We start from the raw sequence: 26227 nt of genomic DNA, 5'->3' as shown, positions 1-26227 counted from the left end.
AGTGAGTGGCAATAACCCTCACCCCGTACGGCAGGTTACAAGACTCAATTATTTTATAATAAGAGCCAAAGTAACCTTCGCCCCCCTTAACTTACTAACCTTCTAACTATCTAACTAATGCATCACGTAGTGAGTCCTACCCCACTAACTATTCCAATCAATACCAATATGTCAAAGAACTAAGTAGTTTAATCTTGGTTTATAATTCTTCTTGCAGAGGAACACATTACATTTTGTCTTTACCAACAAACTTTCGTAATTTTAAATCAAATTTATACTTTGTCAACCATAATCATTCCATGGTATCCTACCGATTTACCGGTATAGTACCGATCCACAAAATCATAGCATATGAACACTATTTTTGAAGAAAAAAAAGAAACCATGCACATCGGTCACAATATAAAACGGATAAGAGAAATTCAAGGAATTAAACAAGAGGCCCTTGGGCAATTATGCAGAAGCAAATACTCTCAACAACGTATTTCTGATTTTGAAAATATGGTTGCTTTTGACGAACCTCTTTTAAAAGAATTGGCAGATGCACTTGGGGTAACACCAGATTTCGTCAAATCGTTTAAAGACGAAAATGTAATATATAATATCCAGAATAACACGAATACATTTAATGATCATGCAATAGATCAAAGTCATAGTCAGCATACCCAACCAACATTCAATTCTGATGGTTCCGACAAATTATTGGCACTACTGGAAAAATTCATTGAGGAAGACCGTATCAAAACACAATCTATTGCAGCATTAAGTAAAGCGGTTTTAGATCTGGCCAGTGAAGTGAAAAAATTGAAAGAGGATAGAAATAGTTAATTGATCAAATATTCAACATCTCATCATATATTTTATGAGCAATCTCAGCTTATGCAATACCTTTGAATAAGCTGAGACGCCGAAAACTTATAGAAGTACAAAATTCAAGCACTCTATCAAGGATAATGTTGTTAACTCTTTATCTATCTTGAACATACTAGACCACTATGATTAATCAGATCATTTTTAGTACTTACACGTACTAATCAACAATATTTAACAAGGCCTTAGCATGCGCTAGTGCTGCAGAGGTCGGTTTTATTCCGCTCAACATCTGAGCGATTTCTTTGATGCGCTCTTCTTGATTTAAAAGCACAATATTAGATTTTGTTTTATCACCTTCATCAATTTTGTAGACTTTAAAATGAGATCTTCCTTTTGATGCGATCTGAGGTAAATGAGAAATCGCAATAACCTGCATATCCCCAGCCAAGCGTTCCATGATTTCCCCAACTTTCAATGCTACTTCACCAGAAATACCGGTGTCAATTTCATCAAAAATAATCGTCGGTAATGCTGAGCTCTTTGCAATCAAAGATTTAATCGCAAGCATAACACGCGATAACTCTCCACCTGAAGCAACCTTATGAATTGTCTGTAATTCCTGTCCTTTATTTGCCGAAAATAGAAATTGGATGCTGTTCATTCCATTTTCTTTCAGTTCATTTTCCGCTAAATCCTCCAGCTTCACTTCCAGTTTGGCATTGGGCATGCCTACTTCCGCTAAGATTGAAACGACATGCTTTTCAATTTGAGGTAAAGCTTTTTTCCGCAATTCTGTTAATGCTTTTCCTTTTTCCAAAGCCTGCTGATAAGTCTCGGTCAACTCTTTCTCTAAGGCAATAATTCGCTCATCCTGACTATTAACATCCAGTAGTTTTTGTTCTAAAGCATCTTTGATTGCTATTAAGTCTTCAACTGTATCGACATGATGCTTCTTTTGAAGGTTATAAATCAAACTCAGACGTTCATTGATCAACAATAATTTGTCCTGATCCAAATTTGTTCCCTGCTCCAGATAACCAATTTCTGTAGCAATGTCCTTAGCCTCTATCCAGACACTCCGAAGTCGATTGACCAGATCGGGCAAAGCTGTAAGATAAGAAGCGACAGACTCTAACTGACCTAAAGATTCTTTCACCTGTAAGATTACGTTCTGCTCCTGCTCCTCTAAGATATGTACGGCACCAAGTAAGCCTTCTTTTTATCTCTTCTGCATTCTCAAGTTGTTGCTGCTCGGCCTCCAAATTTACCTGCTCATCTGCAGTTAGCGATGCTTGATGAAGCTCATCAAACTGAAATTGATTAAAATCTGCTTCAATATGAGCCTGCTTGGCTTGTTCCTTTATCTTTCTTAATTCGTTTTTAACTTTTTTATACCTCAAAAATGAGGTTAGGTAACCCGCTTTTAAAGCAGTGGACTTTGCGACATTATCCACGACCAAAAACTGAAATTCTTCCGTATTGATCTGCAAGGTGGCATGCTGTGAATGAATATCAATCAACTTTTCACCTAAACTTTTAAGGATAGCTAAGGTAACTGGTGAATCGTTCACAAAAGCACGCGACTTACCATCTACACTAATTTCACGACGAATAATGGTTTCATTTTCATAATCCAGATCATGTTCCTGAAAAAAACCTTTCAGATCGTATGCTTCAATTTGAAAAAAACCTTCAATGCTGCATTTCTTATTTTGATTAAAAAAATATTTTCCTTCTACCTACTTCCTAAAATAAGGGATAGCGCACCCATGATAATTGACTTACCCGCACCGGTTTCACCTGTGATGATATTCAATCCTTTATCAAATTGAATTGATAATTCGTCAATCAATGCGTAATTCTTAATATCTAATCTCGCTAGCATATTTTTTTATGTGTCTATTTTTTGACTTAATTTATATGAGATTAATCTTGAACGCTATCAAATTTAAACGAATATATCGCTCTCTCCGTTACCATCAAGAATTATTTAATATCGGAAAGATAATAAATATTATCTTTTTATAAGCTAACTGAAAACGAGCTAACTATAAAAATTTCCAGCACTAAGATAAAACAATAAATGATAATTTACTAATATAAATAGCTAAAAATCTATTTATATTAGTATAAATAAGCGGTATGTGGAAGAAAAACAAACCTATATAACCATATAGCAGTACAAAAATATATGTAAGGGAGACAAGGTAAATAAGCGAATGTATACGAAGTGCGCGCGTTAATTTGTATTAGCACAAAAGGGAAAAGAACACTTCGGCAAGTATCATCAGTAAAAGTATTTTCAATAAAAAAAGACAGGCACGATAAATTTTCGTATACCTGTCTTTCAGATCTCTGCCTAGCGAAAGCAGAAACTTATCGTTATTTAAAAATCACAGTTGGCGCAATTCCCGTCCAGGATTTTGGAATATTCTTCAAGCCAAATAGCTTAGCGAGTACCAAAGAGGTATTTTTATTACTATTAAAAACTGATCAGTAAGCCCTAGATTTTTAATTTTTGGACCGGTAATCGCCCATGGAATCTGCATTTCATTCATAGTCACGCCACCATGACCTTTTTTTATACCGCCATGATCTGTAATAAACAAAAAGTAGGTGTCATCGTAAAGCTTTTGTTCTTTAAGCTTATCAATGAAATTACCGATTTCTACATCCACCTCTTCAATTGCTGTAATATACTGCGGCGACATCCATCCATATTCATGTCCTGCATGGTCTGTATGCACACTATACAAAAAGACTAAAGTAGGATCATTTTTATTTTTCTCTATAAATTTCAATGCCTTTGCATAATTATCTTTATACCTGTCCCCTTCCTCAAAGGAGACTTCATCCAAATATTTTTTGTTAATTGGATTGATTAATTCGGCCCAGTTGTAGTAAAATGCTGTTTTTGCATTGTTTTTTTTATCTTTTAATACCTTGAAGATAGACGGACTATATCCCTGCTCATCTGTTTCTATGGCTTTTAATGTATGGTTTTCCATTGTCCAGTTGTTGGCTGTTATACCGTGTTCTTCCGGTCCCTGTCCCGTTAAATGACTTGTCCAATTGGGCAATGTGATCGATGGCATTACGGGCCTATTTGTCAACGTAATCAGCCCTTTTTCAAATAACCGATCAATATTAGGGTGTTTAGAACCGTTGAACCCTTCAGTACTAAAACCATCAAGGCCAATTATAACTACCCTTTGTGCGTTTACATTAACGTAAACCAGTATAAACAATGCTACTATTAATACTCTTATTTTCATGATATTATATATTATATTTTTTAACAGAATTTCACTCACTGCATCACCAGAACAATTCGGTCCCATTACATTGGTAAAACTAAAGTTAGAAAATATCTTTTGTTTAGCAAACATAAACTTTGTTTATTAAAACTAAAATTACAATTTCTTAAACCACCGTTTACCTACTGATAAGCAACCTTTTATTAAATACCTACTCTTTCTTTTAAAACAAAATTCATCTATAGCATATTGTATCCATAGTAGCAGTTCCCAATCTATTATTCCAGGTACAGGAGGCAACATTATTCCTGCGCGAAATTATTTTTATGAAATAAAACTAATTACCGCATCTTTATATAAATTACTAAATGAACAAGATGGAGATAACAAAGATTTCATTAACAATTGGTAGCATCATCATCAGTGGCAGTTTATTTGCACAGAGCCCCAAAATTATTAAGACGGTTTTAAAAGAGGTTATGCTGTATACCAATGCGGCTGAACTGAATCATCATGCTACCGTAAACCTGCCCACAGGAACTAGTGAACTTGTATTTACACATGTTGCAAATGGCATCGATGAAAACAGTATTCAGATCGGAAGCTCTCCTAACGTAACGGTGATGTCCGTACGGTCAGCTGTCAATTATATTGGTGCTGATGTCAAAAGTGACGCATTTGTACAAGCAGAGAATTTATACAAAAAGGAGGCTAACGCTTTAAAAGCTTTTGAAAATCAAAAGGCAACGGAAGAAAGTATCTTAAAACTACTGGAAAACAATCAAAAAATAGCTGGAACAAATGGTAGTACCACTGTTGCTGAACTTGCTAAAATGGCCGATTATTATAAGACTAAATACCTGGAGGTAAAAAGTAATATTACCATATTAGAAGATAAAATCGTTAGCCAGCAAGATGTCGTTAACAGAGCAAAAGTCCAGCTAGAAGAGGTACAGGGACAAACAACAGGTTCAGGGGGACAACTGATTGTTCAGGTTATCAATAACCAAGCTGGAAATCAACCTTTCGACATTACGTATACATCTTCACAGGCATCCTGGAATGCATCATATGATCTACGATCCGCTAGTACTACTGCACCGTTGGAAATCATTTACAAAGCGAATGTCACGCAAGAAACCGGAATCGACTGGAAACAGGTTCATCTGACCTTGTCAACAGGTGCTCCGTCTCAATACGGAATAGCGCCAACGCTAGTTCCTTGGCAACTGTATTATAATCAACCCACGTTTCCTCAAGCTTTGCAAAATAAGGCTTCAGGCCTTGTGCTTGATGAGGTCGTTACCATAAGTGACAAAAAAAATATCCGCATTCGGGGAACAAATGGTATCAATGCTTATACACAGCAAAACGAAAATCAGCTGAATACGACATTTGATATTACTATCCCATACGATATTGCATCCAACGGCAAGCCACATAGTGTATCGTTAAAAGAATACAAGCATCCGGCAAATTACAATTATGTAGCGATACCTCGCTTAGATCCTAGCGTTTATCTCATGGCGGAATTAACAGATTACGAAAAACTAAATCTGATGCCCGGAATTGCAAATGTCATGTTCGAAAATATGCTGGTTGGCAAGACCTTTATTGATCCAAATATGTCTACCGATACGCTCAAAATGAGCATGGGGAGAGACAAGATGATCAGCATAAAGCGTGACAAGGTGAATGATCTATCTCAAACCAAGATATTGGGTGGAAGCAAAAAGCAAAGCCTGGTATATGAGATCACTATAAAAAATAATAAGAAGAGCAGTGTAACACTCGACCTACAGGACCAGATACCAATTTCGACAGACAAATCGATGGAAATCACAGTCGATGATCAAGACGGCGCCGAATTAACAAAAGAGACCGGTATACTGAAATGGAATGTCACAGTACCTGCTGGCGCTAGTAAAAAGATCCGATTTGGCTATAGTTTAAAATACCCAAAAGATAAACAGGTAAACATTTATTAAAGTATTCTTTTTTTTAAGCCGCACTAGTGATAGTGCGGCTTTTATTTTTTAATTTCTTTTTGCATAAGTGCTATAATAATAAAAAAAGTTATGTTTGTGTTATGCAGGATTATAGTGCTACATTGAAAAGATTTATGCCCGAAGAGGCTGCTCCCATTATCTCCAGATGGATCAATGATACGGGCTGTTTATTCAAAATATCTAAAACCCGAAGTACAAAACTTGGTGATTATCGTGCACCTTTTCGTACGGCTGGCCATCGCATTTCGGTGAATCATGATCTCAACCCCTATTCCTTCTTGATCACCACCATTCATGAGTTTGCACATCTGCAGACTTGGCAACAGCATAAACATGCTGTGAAGCCGCATGGTAGTGAATGGAAGTCTAATTTTCAAAATTTAATGAATCCATTTTTAGGGCTTCAGATTTTTCCTGCTGAAATTGCCACGGCTGTAGCGCAATATTTAGCAAATCCGGCAGCATCCAGTTGTACTGATCTTCATCTTTTTCGTACCCTTAAAAAATTTGACAAACATGCCGATCAGGTATTAACTGTTGAAATGTTACCTGAAAAAAGTCATTTCAAATTACAGAATGGCCGGGTATTTCAAAAGCAGGAAAAAGTGAGAAAGCGCTACAAATGCGTAGAATTGAGCAGTAACAAAATTTATCTTTTCCATCCTATTGCGGAGATTTATCCTATTGAAACAACACATCAACATGAAAAAACAATTTAAATACATAGCGTTAGGTATAGCATGCATGGGTATGCCGCATCTTGTATCAGCGCAAACGAAGCAAAATACCCTCGATCAAAAAGCTCTCAGCAGCATTACCGAAAAAAGCTATAAGAGCACCATCCTCAAACTTTCATCGGATGATTTATGGGTAGAAAACCCTTTACAAAGGGGGATACTTTGGCGACCAACTATATCGCGGCTCAATTTAAAGCACTAGGACTAAAACCAGGTAATGGCAACAGTTACTTTCAGGAAGTTCCGATGGTAGAGATTACCTCCACTCCCAATGTAAGCCTATCTTTAAAATCTTCGCAAGACGAACTCTCACTAAATAATCTTACAGATTATGTGGTAACAAGCCGTCGTCTGCAGGATCATGTGGAATTGAAAAATACAGAGCTCGTTTTTGTAGGATTTGGTATCGTTGCTCCGGAATATCAGTGGAATGATTATCAAGATCTTGATGTAAAGGGAAAGACTGTCGTTGTCATGGTCAATGATCCCGGACATTATGATAAGTCTTTATTTAAAGGCGATACAATGACCTATTATGGAAGATGGACATACAAATATGAAGAAGCAGCACGTCAAGGTGCCGCAGGCGTTATGATAATCCATCAGACAAAGGCAGCTAGTTACGGTTGGAATGTGATCCGTACAGGCTGGGGAAATGCGCCACAGATGGACTTAGATAATGTGGGAGACCCTCATAAATATGCACAAGTGGAAGGATGGTTATCGACAGAAAGTACATCCAAGCTTTTTAAACTAGCAGGTTATGATGACTCACTAATGGAAAAAGCGAAGAAAAAAGGCTTCAAAGCAGTTCCTTTGGGAATAACAACAAATTTTGAGGTCAGCAATAAAATAAAAAGATCAAAGTCAAATAATGTCATCGCCAGACTTGAAGGTAAAAGCCGTAAAGATGAAAATATTATCTACACCGCACATTGGGATCATCTCGGCATTGGCGAAGCAGTCAATGGAGACTCAATCTATAATGGTGCCATTGATAATGCTGCTGGGGTAGCGGCACTATTTGAGATTGCAAAAGCTTTTAAAGCCGCTAAAAAAGCTCCCGAACGTTCCATTGTATTTCTTGCTGTGACTTCGGAAGAAGACGGATTACTGGGATCGGATTATTATGTTAGAAATCCGATTTACCCTTTAAATAAAACAGTTGCTAATATCAATATGGATGCCTTCAGTGCTGCGGGTGCTACCAAAGATGTATCTATTGTTGGGAAAGGGCAATCGGATATGGATGACTATGCCGAACGTTCTGCTCTCAAATTTGACCGCTATACGAAATCAGAGGGCAATCCTGGATCCGGAGGCTTCTATCGTTCTGATCATTTCAATTTTGCGAAGGTTGGTGTTCCTGCATTTTATGCTGGTAGTGGAAACGATTATCTGGAAAAAGATCGGTTCATTATTGAAAAACGAAAAAAAGCATTAGAGGGCCGTTATCATGCTGTCAACGATGAAGTGATTCCGGAGTGGAATTTTGAAGGTATGTTAGCCGATATTCGACTATTTTTTGATATTGGTTATACCTTAAGTCAAGAAGCGACTTTCCCGAAATGGAAAGAAAAATCTGAATTTAAAGAAATAGGCGAAAAGCGTTAGTTATTTTATACTTTTGTATTCAAAGAATTAATTAAAGAAGAAATTATGTTACACTTACACTCGACATTAGCAATTATCTTATTGTTAGCTCTGATTGTTTCAATCATCATTACCTTTGTAAACTTCTCAGGTAACAAACCGTATAATAGAAAAATTGCGCTGTTAGGTTTTATCGCCTCTCACTTGCAATTATTAATTGGATTGATTTTATTCTTCGTATTAAAATACCCATCCATGATCTCAGGTTCTATTATGAAAGACCCTACGATGCGTTTTAAAATTATCGAGCATCCGCTTACGATGATTATCGCGATTGTGTTAATTTCTATTGGTTATATAAAAGCTAAAAAATTGACTGATGCCAAACAAGCTAACAAAACTGTTTTGATTTTTTACATTCTTGGATTAATCTTAATCTTAGCACGTATTCCTTGGGGAACTTGGTCATTATTTGCATAATTAATTGCTATTCGTACTATAAAAAAATACGCTGTTTCTCTTACGGGAAACAGCGTATTTTTCGACATTTTATCTTGGCGCGGGTAAGTAAATATTTAAAACTTTTAACCCTATGCTTTGTTATATCTTAACCTCCAAAAGGGGGTTAACTGTCATCTAGATAGAACCGTACCAAGGCAATTCAAAGAAAAACAGCGTAAAAAAAACGTCAATTCGAAAGAATTGACGTTTACTATATTTTTATAAAGACTTATTTATTTTTTCCGAATCCTAAAATTCCAAAAACTGTTCTAAAAGCGATAAGAGATGCTACTACAAGGCTAATATTAGCTATTGCTGAAAACATCGATACATGTTGATCAAAGTTTGTGCAAACATCTGGTACAAATCTAATGAATACTCCTATAAGACCCAAAACGATAGCTATTGTTAAAGTCTTGTAATAATGAGTTTGATTTGCGTTATTATCAGTCTTTTTTGGTTCTCTATGTTGTACTGTTTCTGCCATTTCGATTTAATTTTTTTACAAGACAAAGGTACAAATTATTCATTGTTTCGGAAATAAAATAACAAAAACATTTATTGAATTATTAAGGCTATCTATTTTATAAAGAGATAGAAAATGTCTAAAATTGCAACGCAAACAATTTTTAATGAAACATCATGAACTAAATCAGTTCAAATCTTGAAGAATACTGGATTTATGATTGCTTCATTATTGATAAAAAACAAATTATATAATGAAACCATCATGATCTTACAGATCACTAAGTGCAGATCATGATCGCTTCATAACCGTTAAAAACAAATTTAATAATGAAAAAACTATTGTTTCTCCTGCTGTTAATTCCATTTTTGGGGCATGCACAAATGCAAAAAATAGAGAATTTTATAGTAAAAGAAAATTTATCAGGCAATGGGAAACTTGCCATTATAGCTGTAGATTCAGCAGAGAAGACAAATGAACGTATCAACGGTACGTATAAGTTTAGCATTAATGGGTTTACCCAGGACTTACAGTTCCACGATGGAATTGGGGTTCCAAATGATAAAATTGAATCCTCAACATTTGTATTCTTCAAACATAAGAATCAAGACAGATCAAAAGGTCGACTATTTTATATCTATAAATCTGACAAAGGATTGTCAGCATTTGCGATCAGCGGACTTATGTTTCTCATTATCCCGGCAGTGATCTTACTTATTGCTTATGCATTTAAGAAACTATTATTAACGGCAATTGTACTGGCGGTATGTTTCTTTTTCTTCAATCACTCGCAGGGCCTAAATATCTCGTCTATTATAGAGTCTATTTTGCAAGTTTAAAAAATTTGATTTTCTAAAAAGGTAATCCAATACCAAAGTTATACTGAATAAAATTATAACGGTCAGGCCTGTGTGTCTGGTAATACTGATCCTTAAATTCTTTGGAATCGAAAAAATGCTTTAACACCCATTGATCGCTTCCTGAGAATTGCGGATCTTTAACTTTAAGTCCTGCATCCAATCGGATAATAAAATAGTCGGAATCAAAACGAAGTCCAAAACCTGTTCCTATTGCAATCTGACTTAAAAATTTATTAAACTTAAACTCTCCGCCTGGATTTAATTCATTTTCTTTTAATCGCCAGACATTTCCAAAGTCAACGAAGGTAGCACCATTCATCTTAGCTCCTAATACGCTATTTAATATGCGGAAACGATATTCAGCATTTCCTTCAATTTTGATTTCCCCCAATTGATCTAAGTTCCGAAGGTTCAACCGTAAGTCTTCATTGACACTTTCGCGATTATAATTTCCGGGACCCAATGTCCGAGCTTGCCAGGCACGCATGCCATTCATTCCGCCACCGTAAAAGCTTTTCGAAAATCATGAGCGTCGAATTGTTTCCATAAGGAATAGCAATACCTGGATTGATTCTAAAAACAAATTGTCTATTGCCCCCTAGATTACGATAAAGACGATAGTCTAATTCCGTTTTGGCATACTGCAAATAAGGTACTCCAAGAACCTTTTTTTCGCCATCCGCCGTCCGGTCAAACTTAACTACCCGGCTTACAAGATCTAAAATATTACCACTTAAATCTACTGAGCCTTTGAAATAATTAAAATTTTCCTTCTTGGTCAGCTTCTTGGCGTTATAAGTGAATGCGTACTGGGATCCCAGACCAAAATACTCGCGGTTATTACTTCGTACATATAATAAGTACCCCTGATCTATCAGGTTCTGAGCAAAATTATCATTTAAACGTCCTTGTCTATATTCTAACACAATTGGCGTAAAGCTGTGGAATTTATTTGCAGATTCGTGCCAGGAGTAATTTAATGTATTGATAAAGTAACGGTTTGAATAGGTGGCATCCTGATTGAAGATTTGTAAGCTCGTCGAAAAAGTCGTTTTGGCTAAACCATACTGTGCGGTATTGCTAACAGGAAAAGGTGTCATCATACGTGGGACAATCAGATTTACACCGATCTGAATATCATTATTAAAGATTTTGTTAGAAATGCTACCACTAAGTCTAGGGTCAAACAAAATACCATAACGTAATTTTACTTCCAATAGTTCGCTCCGCCAAAGATATTACGATGTGAAAATGTATTTCCGATATTAAAACCGCTCATACCTGAACTCAGTGTAAATTCACCTTCAATCTGATTTCCCATCAACGGACGAGGTACCATCTCATAGAATGCATCCAATTTGTTTGAATCTGTCTTTTGATAATGAATTTTAACACTCCGAAATCCATTCATTTCGTACAAACGATCGTAAGAAAGATTTTCTTTCGTCAGATTGTAGGGATTCCCAGATTTGATATACATATATCTGGTCAATGGTTTCAGACGAAAATTATTTGTTTCGTCTGTGAAATGGATCTTGTTGATGCTGTCAAATGTCTGTTTAATTTCTTTCTTTGCAGTTCCAAAATTTCGAATAGTAACAAAGATATTATCGATGGTATATGCCTGATGTTTTGTTGAATCACTTGGATTTTCAACCTGCACTTCTAAATTTAACTGATTTTTCTTTGACATCGAATCTACAGCAACACGCATGTATTGACGGATATAATCAAAATAGCCATGATCACGCATAGCCATATACAATTTTTCTCTTTCTGTGATCAGGTTTACCGCATCATATTGATCTCCTTCTTTGATAACTGTAGCTGGTTTTACTTCTTTTTTATAAAGGTCGGCAACTATAGGATCTGCAAAGTTGTACGTAATTTTGCTCATGTAGTAGGGATCGCCCTGAGTAACATTAAAATGAATGGTCGCTCTTTTCTTCTTAACTGCTATTTCAGGTGTTACGCTAGCACCAAAATAACCTTTTGTAAATAAAAATCTTTTTATCTGTGTCGCAGATAAATCAACTAAACCAGAATCTAATAAATGGGGGGCTTCACCGACATTTCTGATATTTCGTTTCTTATATTTTCCATCTTTTGTATTAAAAAGATTATAGATAAATAAGTTAACCCGCGAATTGACCTTAATCTCATTCGAGATATAGAGTGAGGTTGTTTCTTTGAGTTCAGGTTTTACGCCATGGATATCCACATGATCTACCAAAGCTTGGTCCTCATTTAAGAAACGTGCTGTACGGCAAGATGTGAAAATTAGCAACAAAAGCGTTATACTTGTAAAAGCTAAAAGGCGTTGATTATTTATCATTAAAAAATGTTGTCAAAAGCACAAATTACTCTAATATCATCACTTCAAAATAAAAAGTTTCGCAAACAACATGGTCTTTTTATTGTCGAAGGAATAAAATCTGTTATCGAATTTCTATCTTCCTCTTATCAAGTTGACAGCTTATTTTATACAGAAGATGTACTCGCAAAAGTGGGTAAAATATCGGGAAAAATAAAATCTTATGTGCTGACTGAAAACGAATTTCAAAAAATCAGCAGCTTAAAATCTCCTCAGGGTATACTGGCTCTGGTACATATACCGAAACAGAAGCATTAGCCATAAAAGATTTCAAAGGACAGCATACCTTACTATTGGACGACATCCAGGATCCTGGAAATCTCGGCACCATTATCCGCACAGCCGAATGGTTTGGTTTTCAACGGATCATTTGTTCGATCGGTACTGTCGATGCTTATAACCCTAAAGTCGTCCAGGCTACAATGGGTTCTCTTTCACGTATCGAGATCCATTATCTCGATTTAAAGGCTTTTATTCAAGACGCTAAATTACCTGTTTTTGGTGCTTTACTCAACGGCAATAGTATTTACGAAACCGACTGGAGAGATGAAGGTCTCCTTGTTTTGGGAAATGAGGGAAATGGCATTTCGGATGAACTAATCAAATTGGTCGACAAACCTGTCACGATTCCGAGGATCGGTGAGGCAGAATCTTTAAATGTGGCTGTAGCAACCACGATCTTTTGTTCGGAAATAGCGCGAACAAAAAAATTATAAGACATCGCCTTCTCTTCAAAAAGAAGGCGATTCATTTTTACACAAACAAGAGTCCGTTTACCATGACTGAAAATAAATCCATATATACATTACAATTTGCCCTTCTCTGTCTGAGTTCGTTACTTTTCTCTGCAAGTTTCAATATGATTATTCCAGAACTTCCGAACTACCTGAGTCAAATGGGAGGTGCTGAACATAAAGGTCTCATCATAGCTCTATTTACTTTAACAGCTGGTATCTCACGTCCTTTCAGTGGCAAATTGACCGATCGATGGGGACGCGTACCGGTTATGGCCATCGGATCTATTGTTTGTTTTTTATGTGGTTTTCTGTATCCGATACTCACCACGGTCTCCGGTTTTCTTCTTTTGAGATTGATTCATGGTTTTTCGACAGGTTTCAAACCTACTGCTACTTCAGCTTATGTTGCTGATATTATTCCCCGCGAACGCTGGGGTGAGGCTTTGGGGATGCATGGTCTCTGTTTTGCAATTGGCGGTGCAGTAGGTCCCGCTATCGGTAGTGCAATTTTTCAATACTTTGGTATCAATATCATGTTCTATAGCTCATCTCTTTTTGCACTTCTTTCTATTGTTATTGTTATGAATATGAAGGAAACACTTGCAAAAAAGAAAAGCTCAATTTATCCATGTTCAAAATCTCGCGTACCGACATCATTGATATCGGTGTATTGCCAGCGGGAATTGTAACGTTTCTATCTTACTCCGCATTCGGAGCCATATTGACATTAATCCCCGATTGGAGTGATCACCTCAACCTGAGCAACAAAGGGATATTCTTTGCTGCATATACGATTGCATCAATTTTGATCCGCTTCATATCTGGAAAAGCATCGGATAAATATGGACGTACCAAAGTAATTATGATCGGTTTACTCATTGTTGGTATTTCATTGTTCCTCATCGGACAGGGAGATTCCTTTAACAAGCTGATGTTAGGTGCAAGTATATACGGTATCGGTACAGGAATCTTATCTCCTGCGATCAATGCCTGGACTATAGACCTTGGTAAGCATAATCAACGTGGACGTGCGGTAGCGACGATGTACATATCGATGGAGGCAGGTATTGGTTTAGGTGCCTTATTTGCAGGGATGTACTATCAGGATATTATCACCCGGATACCGCAAGTGATGTATTTTAACGCTTTGTTTTTAGGTATCGCTTTACTGTATATGTTTTTTTGGCAAGGATTTAGCTATAGAAAGAAAAAAGCTTAATTGTATTCTCAATTAAGATTAACCCTTTATTTGTTAGCAGTCATATATGGAAAGTAAATCAGGAAAAAAACCGTATTCAGTTGAGCTTGCCTCAAGTTTGTTTGCCCTAGCATTAATCATCGGATTTTTATATGTTACTCAAAGTGTTATCGTACCGTTACTTTTTGCGATCATTCTTTCAATGACGCTCTACCCGATTGCATCTTTTTTTGAAAATAAATTGAGATTTGGGAAGGCGGCCGCTCTATCATGGCTGTTATTATTGCATCTTAATTATCAGCACTTTAATATGGTTTATTGTACATCAAAGTATTATCATTGGAAAAGATGCTGTAGCGATTCAGGAAAAAGTATTGGCTGCTGTAGAATCGATACAGAACTGGATTCAATCTCAATTCGGATTAGAGCGAAGTGAGGTGATTCAAAAGATGAAAGAGCAAGGAAATAATGCTTTAGAAAATGTGGGTGGCTATATGTCAACAGCTTTTGGTTCAATCGGAAGTACATTAGCAGGTGTTATCTTAGTTCCTATCTTTATTTTCTTTCTCCTTTACTACCGTGATTTTTTTAAAGAGTTTTTCTTTAAAGCATTTAAAAATACCGATAACAAGAAAATTCATGCTGTACTGAGCAAAATCTATGAGGTGGTACAAAGTTATTGTTTGGGGCTTGTAATGGTGATGGGAATTGTCGCTGTGCTGAATACAGTAGGTCTCATGTTGATGGGTATTCAATACGCCTGGTTTTTCGGCTCTATGGCTTCTTTGCTCATGTTATTGCCTTATATCGGTATCGCTATTGGCTCAATCTTACCGGCTTTGTTTGCTTTGGCGACAAAAGATAGCGCTTTATATGCGGTCGGTGTGATTGCCTGGTTCCAGGTGGTTCAATTTTTAGAAGGTAATATCATTACTCCTAATATCGTCGGCAGCAAAGTAAGTATCAATCCCCTGATGGCCATTATTGCTATTCTACTGGGCGGAATGATTTTTGGTTTAGCAGGATTAATTCTAGCGCTACCGATGTTCGCAACCTTAAAGGTGATTTTTGATGCGATCCCTAGCATGGAGCCTTTCGGATATTTAATCGGTGAGCCTGAAAAAGAGCATCTCAAACGAAATGCAACACAGGAACTGCTTCAAAAATGGGGAATCGTACGGAAACCTAAAAAGTTTCTTACACCAACTGTTGTGGAATCGGCTTCGCAGGATGATACAAACAGTACTGATAAAAAACTGTAAACACTCTTTTACTAAGTGATAAAACAATTCGTCCAAGGATCTGAAAGATGATTCTTGGACGAATTGTTTTATATGATCATTTATTGCAACCGGATTTTTAATGGTTGACATTGCTGAATTAAGTGTATTCCTGGTTTCAGGATTCCCGATGAGTTTTGAAGAGTCTATCCCAGATTGAGGTATAAAAACCAAAATTGACATGAATATCATGATGATGATTCATATGAAAAAGACCATTGGTGATCCATCGATTTTTAAACTCTAACAGATTAAACCCAATATGTCCTAATATTCCCCACAAGAGATTGAATCCTAGATAAAAACCAACTGTAAAAATATCGCAGGGAATTAACATAAAGGTGATGATCAGAATAGCTCCGAACATCACATTTTCTAGTGGATGCATCACAAAGAGACTCAATGCATTTGTACGTTCGAAGGTATGGTGCCTGTAATGAAAATAACGATATAAAATGGATTTGTGAACAAGCCAGTGCAGTATAAACATCAAAAAATCCACAAGAAACAAAACGCCTAAAATTTGATTGGAAATACCTTCCAATCTAGATCAACTATTTTAATCCATCCAATTCTTAACATATAAATGCCCGCAATGGCAACAACCGCATTAAGGGAGATATTTAAAATTGCATTTCCAATATCTGCTTTCAATATGGGATGACGCTCAACCAACTCCTGCTTGCTGTTATACAGATAGTGCGCCACAGCATAAAATGTAATGGATAAGAAAAATAGCAGAAAATTCCCTAGAAATGCTAGTTGTACGACTACCGAAAAATCTGCCTGATGTAAGTAATCAACAATTTCTCCTCCCATTGTATCCATTTTCTTCACTATCCTTTAAATAGTTGAAGATAATTAATTTCTATTAACTTTACTTTAAATAATATTTTCATGAAATACGTACCTACACTCGAAACGGAGAGACTACTTATTCGTCCGATAACTTTAGATGATGTTGAAGAATTCTATGCGATGGATTCACAACCGGAAGTTCATCTTTATTTAAACAAATCTCCTTTAAAATCAAGTGAAGAGGCAAAAGATTATATTCTTAGTTTGCTGCAGCAATATGAAGCATACGGTACAGGACGTGTTGCTGTTATTGAAAAAGCAACAAATCAATTTATAGGCTGGACCGGATTTAAATTTATCGACGAACCGATGAATGATCGGGTCAATTTTCTAGACTTTGGCTATCGCTACCGTAAAGAGTCCTGGGGTAAAGGTTATGCCACAGAAGCGGCATTGGCCTGTATTGCCTTTTACTATGAAAACATGACGCATATACCTCTCCATGCCATTACGCATGTCGATAATCAAGGTTCGCGAAATGTATTGGAAAAGGCTGGATTTAAGATTACGGATACTTTTAAGTTTACCATCTGGGACATGGACTGTTATTGGTATGATCGGGTTGAAGATGCTAAATAAGACCTGAATGCATCTTTTCTGAATTTAGAATGCCACTTTTGAATGTTGAAATTTTCAATGTAAATCTATTTGTATATCCTTTGGATAAAACGAAATGCTTTTCGTATTTTTACGCTTGCAAAAAACGATGCTTTCTTGCAGCAAATTAGAATAAAAACACCATATTATTGATTACATGAGTGAAGAAACAAACTATCCTGCAGACGATAATCAAGAAGAATTAAATAACGGACAGACAAATAACAGTAAAACAATTCCACTTTCGGGTTTGTATGAAAACTGGTTTTTGGACTATGCATCTTATGTTATTTTAGATCGCGCTGTACCTCATATCAATGATGGTTTTAAACCTGTACAACGACGTATCCTGCATTCATTGAAAGAGATGGATGACGGAAGATATAACAAAGCCGCAAATGTGATCGGTAACACGATGAAATATCATCCTCATGGTGATGCTTCAATCGGTGATGCTATGGTTCAGATCGGTCAAAAAAATCTACTGATTGACTGTCAGGGGAACTGGGGTGATCCTATTACCGGAGATGCTTCTGCTGCTCCTCGTTATATCGAAGGACGTCTATCGAAGTTTGCTCTGGATGTTGTCTTCAATCCAGAAACAACAAACTGGCAATTGAGTTATGACGGCCGTAATAAAGAACCGGTTACGTTACCTGTCAAATTCCCGCTATTGCTGGCTCAGGGTGCCGAAGGTATTGCTGTAGGTTTGGCTACTAAAATTATGCCTCATAACTTCCTGGAGTTAATTGATGGTTCCATCCAGGTTTTGAATGGCGAAAGACCACATATCCTTCCTGATTTTCCAACGGGAGGAATGGCAGATTGCTCAGCTTATAATGAGGGTCAACGCGGTGGCAAGATCCGTGTCCGTGCAAAAATTGAGGAGCGTGATAAGAAAACGTTAGCGATTACTGAAATACCTTTTGGAACAACTACTGGTGGATTAATAGACAGCGTTGTTGCAGCGAATGATAAGGGGAAAATCAAAATCAAGAAAATCGAAGATAATACGGCAGAGTTTGTGGAGATTATAGTGCATCTAGCTCCGGGAATATCTCCTGATGTTACGATTGATGCTTTATTTGCTTTCACAGCCTGTGAGGTTTCCATTTCACCAAATACCTGTGTGATCAAAGAAGATAAACCGCACTTTTTGAGTGTTAATGATATCTTGATTGAAAACACCATCAATACAAAAAACTTATTAAAACAAGAACTTGAAATCAAATTACATGATCTCTTAGAGAAGATATTCTTCAGCAGTTTACTGAAAATCTTCATTCAAGAGGGTATGTATAAGCATCCTCAGTACGAAAATGCTGGAGATTTTGATACGGTTGTTGAAGTACTAAATGGTCTTTTCGAACCGTTCTTCTCCCAGTTCTACCGTCCTATTGTCCCTGAAGATTATAAGCGATTGATCGATAAACCGATGAGTAGCATCACGCGCTTTGATGTTAAGAAAGCGGATGATCATATGGCTTCACTAGAGGATGAAATCAAGAATGTTAAACGCCATCTTAAACACTTGACTGATTATGCCATTGCATGGTATGAAAGATTGCGTGATAAATATGGTAAAGGTCGTGAACGTAAAACTGAATTAAGAGCTTTTGATCGTGTGGAGGCTACACAGGTAGCTTTGGCCAATGCAAAACTGTATGTCAACCGCGAAGAGGGTTTCATCGGTTCGGGCATGAAGAAAGACGAGTTTGTGTGCGACTGTTCGGACATCGATGACATCATTGTTTTCCGTGCGGATGGTAAATATGTCGTTACCAAAATTCAGGACAAAGTATTTGTCGGAAAAGATATCATCCATGTCGCTGTATTTAAAAAAGGTGATGAGCGAACAATTTACAATGCCATCTATAAAGAAGGAGACACGGGTACAAGTTTCATCAAACGTTGCTGTTGTCGGTGTAACACGTGATAAAGAATATGACATCAGCAAAGGATCAAAGGGTTCTAAAGTAACTTACTTCACTGCAAATCCGAATGGAGAGGCGGAGATTGTCAATATTCAGCTGAAACCGCATACGAAATTGAGAAAGCTTAATTTTGATATGAATTTTGCTGAGATTGCTATTAAAGGCCGTGCATCTCAAGGAAATATTGTTTCGAAATATCCGGTTAAAAAGATCACATTCAAAAGCGCCGGGGTTTCTACCTTAGCTGGCCGTAAGATCTGGTTTGATAAAATAACAAAACGTCTAAATGCTGATGAAAGAGGTCAATATTTAGGAGAGTTTGATGGTGACGACAAAATTTTGATCGTCATGTCGGACGGTACTTACGAGCTGTCTAATTTTGATCTGAGCAATTATTTCGATGATAAGATGATTCGCATCGAGAAATACTTCCCTGATCATGTCTATACTGCAATCCATCAAGATGGTAAATCGGGCACCTACTATGTGAAGCGATTTAAATTTGATGATATTCCTGTCGGTAAAAGTGTATCATTTATTAATGATGAACCGGGTTCAAAACTTATCGTGCTGACAAACAGTACAGCCCCTGTGGTACACCTGGAAGTGCTGAAAGGAAAATCGCAGACAGAGGAGAGTTTAGATCAACCTTTGAATGAGATCATTGATGTCAAAGGTTTGAAAGCGCAAGGTAACCGCCTATCCTTTCATACGGTGAAGAGTGTTAAACTGACTACTGATGAAATTGATCTGGCCGTGAATGCTAAGGAAGAGGTGACAGCTCCTACTGAAACTTCTGAATCTGGTGAGGAAACGGAAAAGACAGCTGAAGCAACGAATAGCCAAAGTGATATTAAATTGGAAATAACAAATCCTGACGATATCCAAACGGATAATGGCGGACAGATTGAGTTATTTTAAAGCTTAGAAGCAAATAACTTTACAGCTATATTAGAACATAAAAAAAACCGCTATTAAGCGGTTTTTTTATGTTCTAGTATCTTTTAATCTTTAAACTCTTTGATGAATTTTTGAAGTTTTGGTGCAATAACAACAGAACAGAAAGGATTTTCAGGATGCGTATTAAAATAATTGTGATGATAGTTTTCTGCTACCCAAAAGTAACCGCTGGCTCTACAGTAGTCACAATAGGATCTTCAAAAACATCCTCACTATCTAACTCATCAATAAAATTCTTAGCGAGTATTTCCTGTTCCTCATCGTGGAAAAATACGACCGATCTATATTGCGTACCGACATCATTACCTTGACGGTTTAACGTCGTTGGGTTATGCGTTTTAAAGAAGATCTTCAATAACTCTTCGTAATTAACAAGATCTTCATCGTATTCAATCTGTACCACTTCAACATGTTCTGTCGTACCTGTACATACCTGCTCATAGGTAGGATTATCATTCAGCCCGCCCATATATCCTGGTAAAACGGATTTTACACCTTCAGAATTTTGAAAAATAACTTCCGTACACCAAAAACAGCCGCCTCCAAATGTTGCTTTCATATTTTAATATATTTTATATTCAAACTTAGATAAATTTGTTTAGTAAAATTACAAACTTTCAAATTTATCGATCTCTCCTCCACCATCAAAAAATAAATAATTGAGGAAACTTAGAAATTAAATGACAAAAAAAGAGTCATAACAGTTTACTGATTTCTAAAATCTAAGCTTTGTAATAATAAGAACCTGGAATCAGTAAATCCTGCTTTTCGTTATGACATACAGCGTATGAGAATCCTTTTTGCAAAGCATAAGATCCATATTCACCTTTTTTATTCAACGCTAAAAATCCTACCTGAATATCTTTTGCAATATTAGGTTTCTTCTTAACAATACGTTTTACAGCTTCCTTGCAGGCATCTTCCGGTGAATATCCCTGACGCATCAGTTCGACTACTAAAAAGCTACCTACCGTACGAATAACTTCTTCTCCTACTCCTGTAGAAGTGGCCCCGCCTACTTCATTGTCTACATAAAGTCCAGCTCCGATAATCGGGCTATCTCCTACCCGGCCATGCATCTTAAAAGCCATACCGCTTGTTGTACATGCACCAGATAGATTTCCTTGAGCATCCAATGCAAGCATACCTATTGTATCATGATTATACTGATTACCTGGCAAACGCTCGACCGCGAATGACTTGTTCTCAATATTCATAACCGGTTTATATTTCTTTTCTTTTAACCATTCTTTCCATGCTTTTTCTCCTTCTGGGGTAAGCAGGTCTTCTTTTTCAAAACCATTCTCCAGCGCAAACTGCAATGCACCATCTCCTGCAAGCATCACATGTGGTGTTTTATCCATTACCAGACGAGCTACAGAAATTGGATGTGCGATATGCTCTAAGGCCGCTACGGAACCACAGTTTCCTTCTGAATCCATGATACAGGCATCTAAGGTAACGATACCATCGCGATCTGGATATCCACCTTTTCCTACTGTCATATTTTTTAAATCAGCTTCCGGTACACGCACTCCCTGCTCTACGGCATCAATTGCTTTTCCGCCTTTTTTTAGCACTTCCCATGCCGCCTGATTTGCCGCGATACCAAAGTCCCAAGTCGAAATAACGATCGGTTTCATTCCCGACCGTTTTTGCGGAATTGAAAAACTTGATAACGTCTCTACAGTACCTATAGCTGTTGCTCCAATAATACCTTGTCTAATAAATTGGCGTCTTGAACTCATATTTTAATCGATTTAGCAATACAAGTATACACAATTGCATTTTTCTTTTTAAGAATTTTTTAATTCTGCCAGGGCTCCGCATTCGTATTTATGCAAAAGAATCGATCATTAATTCACAAATCGTCAACATTTCTTGTGAAAACATACAATTTAGACTATCTTTAAAAACCAAACTAATCAGCATGACAAATAAACTAAAATATGCTATTCTTACCTGTGCAGGCTTTTTTACAATCAACCATGCCTTTTCACAAGCGTTAGATTCCACTGTTTATCTTCAGGTTAAAGAACTGCAAGAAACCGTAAGAAAAGCATATGCTCCTGATAAGCGTACAAAGCTATTTGCCTTCTCAAAAACAGATGTTGTCAAAAATGACTATCTGATAGAAACGACAGAACCAGCCGCCAAAACAGCTTTCGAGCAACAATTTAAAAATATTCCGGCAACGGTAGCCATTAACTTATTGCCCGAACAAAACTTAGGCAATAAACTGATCGGTATCGTACATTTATCTGTCGGAAATATGAGAACTAAGCCTGATAATGCGGCTGAAATGGCGAGTCAGGTATTAATGGGAACACAAGTTGATCTCTTACAAAAGGATCATGGTGAATACCGCATCCGTACTCCGGAAGGCTACATTGCCTGGTTACCGACTTCTTCGGTTACAGCGATGACAAAGGAAGAGGCGGCACAATGGAACAGTCAGCCTAAAATAATCTATACCGCTGAATTTGGAAAATCACTTTCCGAACCGCATGCGCAAAGCCAACGTGTATCGGATCTTGTATATGGTGATATTCTGGTGCTGACGGGTGAGAAAAATAACTATTTCGAAGTTTCCTATCCAGATAAAAGGAAAGCATACATCAAAAAAGAAGAAGCTTTATCGCTAAAAAAATGGGTTGATTCACGCAATCCTACAGCTGACAACTTGATCTCGAGTGCCAAATCTATGCTCGGACTTCCTTACCTTTGGGGGGGTACTTCTGTAAAGGGAGTAGATTGCAGCGGCTTTACAAAGACAGCTTACTTCATGAACGGTTATGTTATACCGCGTGATGCTTCTCAACAGGTATTAGCAGGTGAATCTGTGGATATCCTGGATGCTGAAGGTCACTTTGATCCAGAAAAAGCGCTTAAAAATTTAAAACCTGCTGATCTTTTGTTTTTTGCTGCTGGTAAAAACACGAATCCCAATGCCCGTGTTACGCATGTAGCACTTTACATCGGTAACGGAACATTTATTCATGCAGCGGGATCTGTACGAATCAATAGTATGTTGAAAGATGCTGCAAATTACGATGATTTTCAGACACGCACTGTTGTTGCTGCAAAAAGATATTTGGGATCAAACGATCCACAAATACAGAAAGTACAAAATAACCCTTATTATAGCATCAAATAAAAGATAACAACGATCATGAGTATACATTCAGACTGGATTACTAAAGATTTTGGGGCTTTCAAACTGAGATATAAGCCTTACACTTTAGAAATGCGTTATGTCTTTACTGTTGCATCTTTCAGCAGAACGACTACTCCGGTTGTACTGACACAATTGGAATATGACGGCATTATTGGTTACGGAGAGGCAAGTATGCCTCCATATCTAGGAGAATCGCAGGAAAGCGTTATCAATTTTCTAAACAAAATCGACCTATCCGGATTCAACTCTCCTTTTCAAACGGAGGAGTTATTGGCTTACGTGGATCAAATAAGTGCTAAAAACACGGCTGCAAAAGCATCAGTTGATATTGCTCTTCATGATTTAATAGGAAAAATACTGGGACAGCCATTTTATAAAATTTGGGGATTAAATCCAGCACTAATACCTTCTACTTCCTATACCATTGGTATCGATACAGAAGAAGTGATTCGTAAAAAAGTGATGGAAGCGGATCAGTTTAAAATTCTAAAAGTAAAGTTGGGCCTCGAAACGGATAAAATGATTATCGATACTATTCGTCAATGCACGGATCGTCCATTGTGTGCGGATGTGAATCAAGGATGGAAAACAAAGGAACAAGCACTTGAAATGTCACATTGGCTCGCTGAAAGAGGCGTAGTTTTTTGGAACAGCCGATGCCAAAAGAACAGATCGATGATAATGCCTGGTTAACAGCACATAGCCCCATACCGACTATTGCCGATGAAGCATGCCAGAGATTGAGTGATGTTTCTGCATTACAGGGTGTTTATTCGGGCATTAATATCAAACTGATGAAATGCACTGGAATGCGTGAAGCAAAAAGGATGGCAGAGTTAGCGCAGTCATTAAAAATGAAAGTAATGATCGGATGTATGACTGAAACTTCTTGTGCCATATCTGCCGCGGCTCAGTTGGCTCCTTTGGTAGATTGGGCAGATCTGGATGGTGCACTTCTTATCGGAAATGATATTTATGATGGCATGAAAGTCATTGACGGACAATGTATCTTACCAGATCGTCCAGGGATAGGTATCCTAGCAGAATAAAACACATTAAATTTTCATAAGATCATGAATTTTCAGAAAAAATATCATGATCTTATTCTTATCTTGTACCTTACGGGTATAAATAGATCATCTATTAAAAGCAACAACTAACCAATACTCTTATGAATAAAATTTTACTTACCTCGTTATGTACGATGGCTTGCGGGACTCTGCAGGTCGTACATGCGCAACAAATCCAGGTTGCGGGGAAAGTTTCAGATGGAAATGGCGCTGCCATTCCAGATGTGACGATCTCGGTCAAAGGAACAAATACCGCAACATCCACAAATTCCAGTGGATTATTTACGATCAATGCGAATCACGATGCAACAGTCATCATCAGTGCTGTCGGTTATCAGAAACAAGAAATCAAACTAAATGGCCGAAAAACACTAACAATAACCTTACAGAAAGAAGAGAATGCACTGGATGAGGTTATGGTAGTCGCTTATGGTACGGCTAAAAAGAGTACCTACACCGGTTCTGCTGCGGTGGTAAAAAATGATGCTATTGATAAACAACCCGTCACTTCGTTTCAAAACGCGTTAACAGGTCGTGTTCCAGGATTACAAGTGAGTACTAGTTCTGGACAGGCTGGTTCTACTCCGGCAATCCGTATCCGAGGTATCGGATCCATGAATGCTTCAAATGAGCCATTATATGTGATCGATGGCGTACCCGTTGTATCGGGATCTACCGGACAGATGAACGATTATTTGGTCAATTCAAATAACGTGATGAGTTCACTAAACCCGTCTGATATCGAGACAATAACCGTACTGAAAGACGCCGCAGCTTCTTCTTTGTATGGTTCTCGAGCAGCAAATGGTGTGATCATCATCACAACTAAAAAAGGGAAAAATGGAGCCCCTAAAATTAATTTAAAATCATCTTTAGGTATCAGTCCAAGTTGGGCAAGTGATAACAACGAAACAGCTTCTGTGCAAGATCAAATTGACATGTTGTACAGTGTACTCTATGATTCTCGTATTGCCGGTGGACTTAACGAAGCTGCAGCAAATAAATGGGTGATAGATCGCTTCAAAACTAAATTTGGTATACATGGTTATGATTTTTCGACCAGTGGAACATCGATGTTTGAAAAAGTCAACATTACAGGTTTAACCGATGGTATCGAAAATCGGGAGGGTAAATATTATGATTGGAATGACGCTTTATTCAGAACAGGTATTTTCAACACAAATGATCTATCCGTTAGCGGGGGAACAGATAACACGAACTATTATACTTCGCTTTCTTATACACAGGATAAAAGTCGCGTCATTTTAAATGATTATGACCGCATCAGTGGACGAGTGAACCTTAATCAAAAAATTGGTAAATACTTAGAGTTTGGGTCGAATATCAATATTGCTAAATCAAAATTGGTTGGTATGAATGATACCCGAAATACCGGAAGTAACTATTTATTACAAACTCGAAATCTACTTTGGCCTCTGTATTGGCTACAGACTATAAGACTGGCAATGAATGGACAGCACGCTATGGCAGTTTAGCTTATAATCCGCTTTATTATAATAAGGAATGGGAGAACAGTTCTAAAACTAGTAAGATATCTGCTGTTGAATCATTGACCTTAAGACTACTTCCTGAATTAACAATTAAAACGATCTTTTCATATGATGAGACAGAATCTAAGGATCATATTTACTACAGTGCGAAACATTATAATGGTTCTTCTACAAATGGTGTCGTCACTGAAGTCACTTCGAACATTCAAAAACTAGTTTCATCGACTACAGCGAATTATAATAAAACTTTTGGTCTCCATAATGTCTCTTTATTAGCTGGTTTTGAAGCTGAAA

At 37.2% G+C, this 26227-nt stretch carries 28 protein-coding genes and 2 pseudogenes; 18 read left to right on the top strand and 12 right to left on the bottom strand.

Translation table 11 applies throughout. From position 1 onward, the window contains the following. The first annotated feature begins 351 nt into the window (after positions 1–351). Entirely contained in the window at positions 352–828 is a 477-nt protein-coding gene (locus L950_RS14530) for a helix-turn-helix domain-containing protein (protein WP_021187772.1), read from the top strand. Positions 829–1030: 202 nt separating this feature from the next. On the opposite strand, the gene L950_RS36640 is transcribed toward L950_RS14530, so the two are convergent. From L950_RS36640 to L950_RS14520, 4 genes are all read right to left on the bottom strand, one after another. Beyond that, complete coding sequence (locus L950_RS36640) at positions 1031–1969, bottom strand: hypothetical protein (RefSeq protein WP_316930654.1); 939 nt, start codon at positions 1967–1969, stop codon at positions 1031–1033. Continuing rightward, positions 1872–2384 (bottom strand): hypothetical protein, encoded by a 513-nt coding sequence (locus tag L950_RS36635; protein WP_316930653.1) that lies wholly within the window; start codon positions 2382–2384, stop codon positions 1872–1874. Before L950_RS36635 ends, L950_RS36640 begins: the two co-directional genes overlap by 98 nt. A 164-nt stretch (positions 2385–2548) precedes the next feature. Next, complete coding sequence (locus L950_RS36630; protein WP_316930652.1) at positions 2549–2698, bottom strand: AAA family ATPase; 150 nt, start codon at positions 2696–2698, stop codon at positions 2549–2551. A 550-nt stretch (positions 2699–3248) separates the two neighbouring features. Continuing rightward, positions 3249–4088 carry an alkaline phosphatase family protein gene (locus tag L950_RS14520; RefSeq protein WP_197086441.1) on the bottom strand — a complete coding sequence of 280 codons (840 nt, stop codon included), beginning with the start codon at positions 4086–4088 and terminating at the stop codon, positions 3249–3251. A 359-nt stretch (positions 4089–4447) separates the two neighbouring features. Between L950_RS14520 and L950_RS14515 the strand changes: the two genes are divergently transcribed. The 4 genes from L950_RS14515 (at position 4448) to L950_RS14500 (ending at position 8889) form a co-directional block, all read left to right on the top strand. Continuing rightward, positions 4448–6058: a DUF4139 domain-containing protein gene (locus tag L950_RS14515; protein WP_021187771.1), complete on the top strand. Its 1611-nt coding sequence runs from the start codon at positions 4448–4450 to the stop codon at positions 6056–6058. 101 nt (positions 6059–6159) lie between these two features. After that, the gene (locus L950_RS14510) at positions 6160–6798 is read left to right on the top strand and encodes a SprT-like domain-containing protein (protein ID WP_021187770.1); all 639 of its coding nucleotides are present in this window, start codon (positions 6160–6162) and stop codon (positions 6796–6798) included. Between the two features lie 147 nt (positions 6799–6945). Further along, positions 6946–8430 (top strand): M28 family metallopeptidase, encoded by a 1485-nt coding sequence (locus L950_RS14505; protein WP_021187769.1) that lies wholly within the window; start codon positions 6946–6948, stop codon positions 8428–8430. Between the two features lie 45 nt (positions 8431–8475). Further along, on the top strand, positions 8476–8889 hold the full coding sequence (locus L950_RS14500) for a hypothetical protein (RefSeq protein ID WP_021187768.1): 414 nt from the start codon (positions 8476–8478) through the stop codon (positions 8887–8889). 250 nt (positions 8890–9139) lie between these two features. Here L950_RS14500 and L950_RS14495 read toward each other — a convergent pair whose 3' ends face one another. Then, the gene (locus tag L950_RS14495) at positions 9140–9397 is read right to left on the bottom strand and encodes a hypothetical protein (RefSeq protein WP_021187767.1); all 258 of its coding nucleotides are present in this window, start codon (positions 9395–9397) and stop codon (positions 9140–9142) included. 308 nt (positions 9398–9705) lie between these two features. Here L950_RS14495 and L950_RS14490 point away from each other — a divergent pair, with 308 nt between their 5' ends. Next, complete coding sequence (locus tag L950_RS14490; protein ID WP_021187766.1) at positions 9706–10215, top strand: hypothetical protein; 510 nt, start codon at positions 9706–9708, stop codon at positions 10213–10215. A 13-nt stretch (positions 10216–10228) separates the two neighbouring features. On the opposite strand, the gene L950_RS33360 is transcribed toward L950_RS14490, so the two are convergent. Genes L950_RS33360 through L950_RS33350 form a run of 3 tightly spaced genes read right to left on the bottom strand, consistent with a single transcriptional unit; the run spans position 10229 to position 12571 of the window. Beyond that, the gene (locus tag L950_RS33360) at positions 10229–10699 is read right to left on the bottom strand and encodes a BamA/TamA family outer membrane protein (RefSeq protein ID WP_231577290.1); all 471 of its coding nucleotides are present in this window, start codon (positions 10697–10699) and stop codon (positions 10229–10231) included. Continuing rightward, positions 10680–11453, bottom strand: a complete 774-nt coding sequence (locus tag L950_RS33355) for a hypothetical protein (protein WP_231577289.1) — start codon at positions 11451–11453, stop codon at positions 10680–10682. Before L950_RS33355 ends, L950_RS33360 begins: the two co-directional genes overlap by 20 nt. Then, the gene (locus tag L950_RS33350; protein ID WP_231577288.1) at positions 11444–12571 is read right to left on the bottom strand and encodes a POTRA domain-containing protein; all 1128 of its coding nucleotides are present in this window, start codon (positions 12569–12571) and stop codon (positions 11444–11446) included. The genes L950_RS33355 and L950_RS33350 overlap by 10 nt, the downstream gene beginning before the upstream one ends. Before the next feature lie 6 nt (positions 12572–12577). Here L950_RS33350 and L950_RS36625 point away from each other — a divergent pair, with 6 nt between their 5' ends. The 5 genes from L950_RS36625 to L950_RS14470 all read left to right on the top strand — a co-directional run bounded on the left by L950_RS36625 (position 12578) and on the right by L950_RS14470 (position 15807). Beyond that, complete coding sequence (locus L950_RS36625; RefSeq protein WP_316930651.1) at positions 12578–12868, top strand: RNA methyltransferase substrate-binding domain-containing protein; 291 nt, start codon at positions 12578–12580, stop codon at positions 12866–12868. 35 nt (positions 12869–12903) lie between these two features. Then, the gene (locus L950_RS36620) at positions 12904–13326 is read left to right on the top strand and encodes an RNA methyltransferase (protein WP_316930650.1); all 423 of its coding nucleotides are present in this window, start codon (positions 12904–12906) and stop codon (positions 13324–13326) included. 143 nt (positions 13327–13469) lie between these two features. Continuing rightward, positions 13470–14036, top strand: a complete 567-nt coding sequence (locus L950_RS36615) for an MFS transporter (protein WP_316930649.1) — start codon at positions 13470–13472, stop codon at positions 14034–14036. Beyond that, on the top strand, positions 13976–14566 hold the full coding sequence (locus tag L950_RS36610) for an MFS transporter (RefSeq protein ID WP_316930648.1): 591 nt from the start codon (positions 13976–13978) through the stop codon (positions 14564–14566). Before L950_RS36615 ends, L950_RS36610 begins: the two co-directional genes overlap by 61 nt. A 227-nt stretch (positions 14567–14793) precedes the next feature. Further along, complete coding sequence (locus tag L950_RS14470) at positions 14794–15807, top strand: AI-2E family transporter (protein ID WP_021187765.1); 1014 nt, start codon at positions 14794–14796, stop codon at positions 15805–15807. Positions 15808–15943: 136 nt separating this feature from the next. Here the strand turns inward: L950_RS14470 and L950_RS14465 are convergent, their stop codons facing one another. Further along, positions 15944–16369: a sterol desaturase family protein gene (locus L950_RS14465; protein WP_021187764.1), complete on the bottom strand. Its 426-nt coding sequence runs from the start codon at positions 16367–16369 to the stop codon at positions 15944–15946. Further along, the gene (locus L950_RS14460; protein ID WP_021187763.1) at positions 16342–16653 is read right to left on the bottom strand and encodes a hypothetical protein; all 312 of its coding nucleotides are present in this window, start codon (positions 16651–16653) and stop codon (positions 16342–16344) included. Before L950_RS14460 ends, L950_RS14465 begins: the two co-directional genes overlap by 28 nt. Positions 16654–16722: 69 nt before the next feature. Here L950_RS14460 and L950_RS14455 point away from each other — a divergent pair, with 69 nt between their 5' ends. Both L950_RS14455 and L950_RS14450 read left to right on the top strand, forming a co-directional pair. Next, the gene (locus L950_RS14455; protein WP_021187762.1) at positions 16723–17262 is read left to right on the top strand and encodes a GNAT family N-acetyltransferase; all 540 of its coding nucleotides are present in this window, start codon (positions 16723–16725) and stop codon (positions 17260–17262) included. A 175-nt stretch (positions 17263–17437) separates the two neighbouring features. After that, positions 17438–20135 (top strand): annotated as a pseudogene (locus L950_RS14450) (DNA gyrase/topoisomerase IV subunit A). A 190-nt stretch (positions 20136–20325) separates the two neighbouring features. Here L950_RS14450 and msrA read toward each other — a convergent pair. Together msrA and L950_RS14440 are read right to left on the bottom strand one after the other, a co-directional pair. After that, positions 20326–20733: a peptide-methionine (S)-S-oxide reductase MsrA gene (gene msrA / locus L950_RS14445; RefSeq protein ID WP_021187761.1), complete on the bottom strand. Its 408-nt coding sequence runs from the start codon at positions 20731–20733 to the stop codon at positions 20326–20328. A gap of 163 nt (positions 20734–20896) precedes the next feature. Beyond that, positions 20897–21922 carry an isoaspartyl peptidase/L-asparaginase family protein gene (locus L950_RS14440; protein WP_021187760.1) on the bottom strand — a complete coding sequence of 342 codons (1026 nt, stop codon included), beginning with the start codon at positions 21920–21922 and terminating at the stop codon, positions 20897–20899. 182 nt (positions 21923–22104) lie between these two features. Between L950_RS14440 and L950_RS14435 the strand changes: the two genes are divergently transcribed. From L950_RS14435 to L950_RS26575, 5 genes and pseudogenes are all read left to right on the top strand, one after another. Then, positions 22105–23331, top strand: a complete 1227-nt coding sequence (locus L950_RS14435; protein WP_021187759.1) for a C40 family peptidase — start codon at positions 22105–22107, stop codon at positions 23329–23331. A 15-nt stretch (positions 23332–23346) separates the two neighbouring features. Then, on the top strand, positions 23347–24045 hold the full coding sequence (locus L950_RS14430) for a hypothetical protein (RefSeq protein ID WP_052764414.1): 699 nt from the start codon (positions 23347–23349) through the stop codon (positions 24043–24045). Next, on the top strand, positions 24009–24401 hold the full coding sequence (locus L950_RS36605; RefSeq protein ID WP_021187758.1) for an enolase C-terminal domain-like protein: 393 nt from the start codon (positions 24009–24011) through the stop codon (positions 24399–24401). Before L950_RS14430 ends, L950_RS36605 begins: the two co-directional genes overlap by 37 nt. A gap of 122 nt (positions 24402–24523) precedes the next feature. Next, positions 24524–25918, top strand: a complete 1395-nt coding sequence (locus L950_RS14425) for a TonB-dependent receptor plug domain-containing protein (protein ID WP_084825453.1) — start codon at positions 24524–24526, stop codon at positions 25916–25918. Next, positions 25864–26227: pseudogene (locus L950_RS26575) on the top strand (TonB-dependent receptor); the annotation flags it as partial. The gene L950_RS14425 and the pseudogene L950_RS26575, both read left to right, overlap by 55 nt.

This window comes from Sphingobacterium sp. IITKGP-BTPF85 (assembly GCF_001006065.1).
Taxonomy (GTDB): domain Bacteria; phylum Bacteroidota; class Bacteroidia; order Sphingobacteriales; family Sphingobacteriaceae; genus Sphingobacterium; species Sphingobacterium anhuiense.
This window is presented reverse-complemented; position numbering and strand designations above follow the sequence as displayed.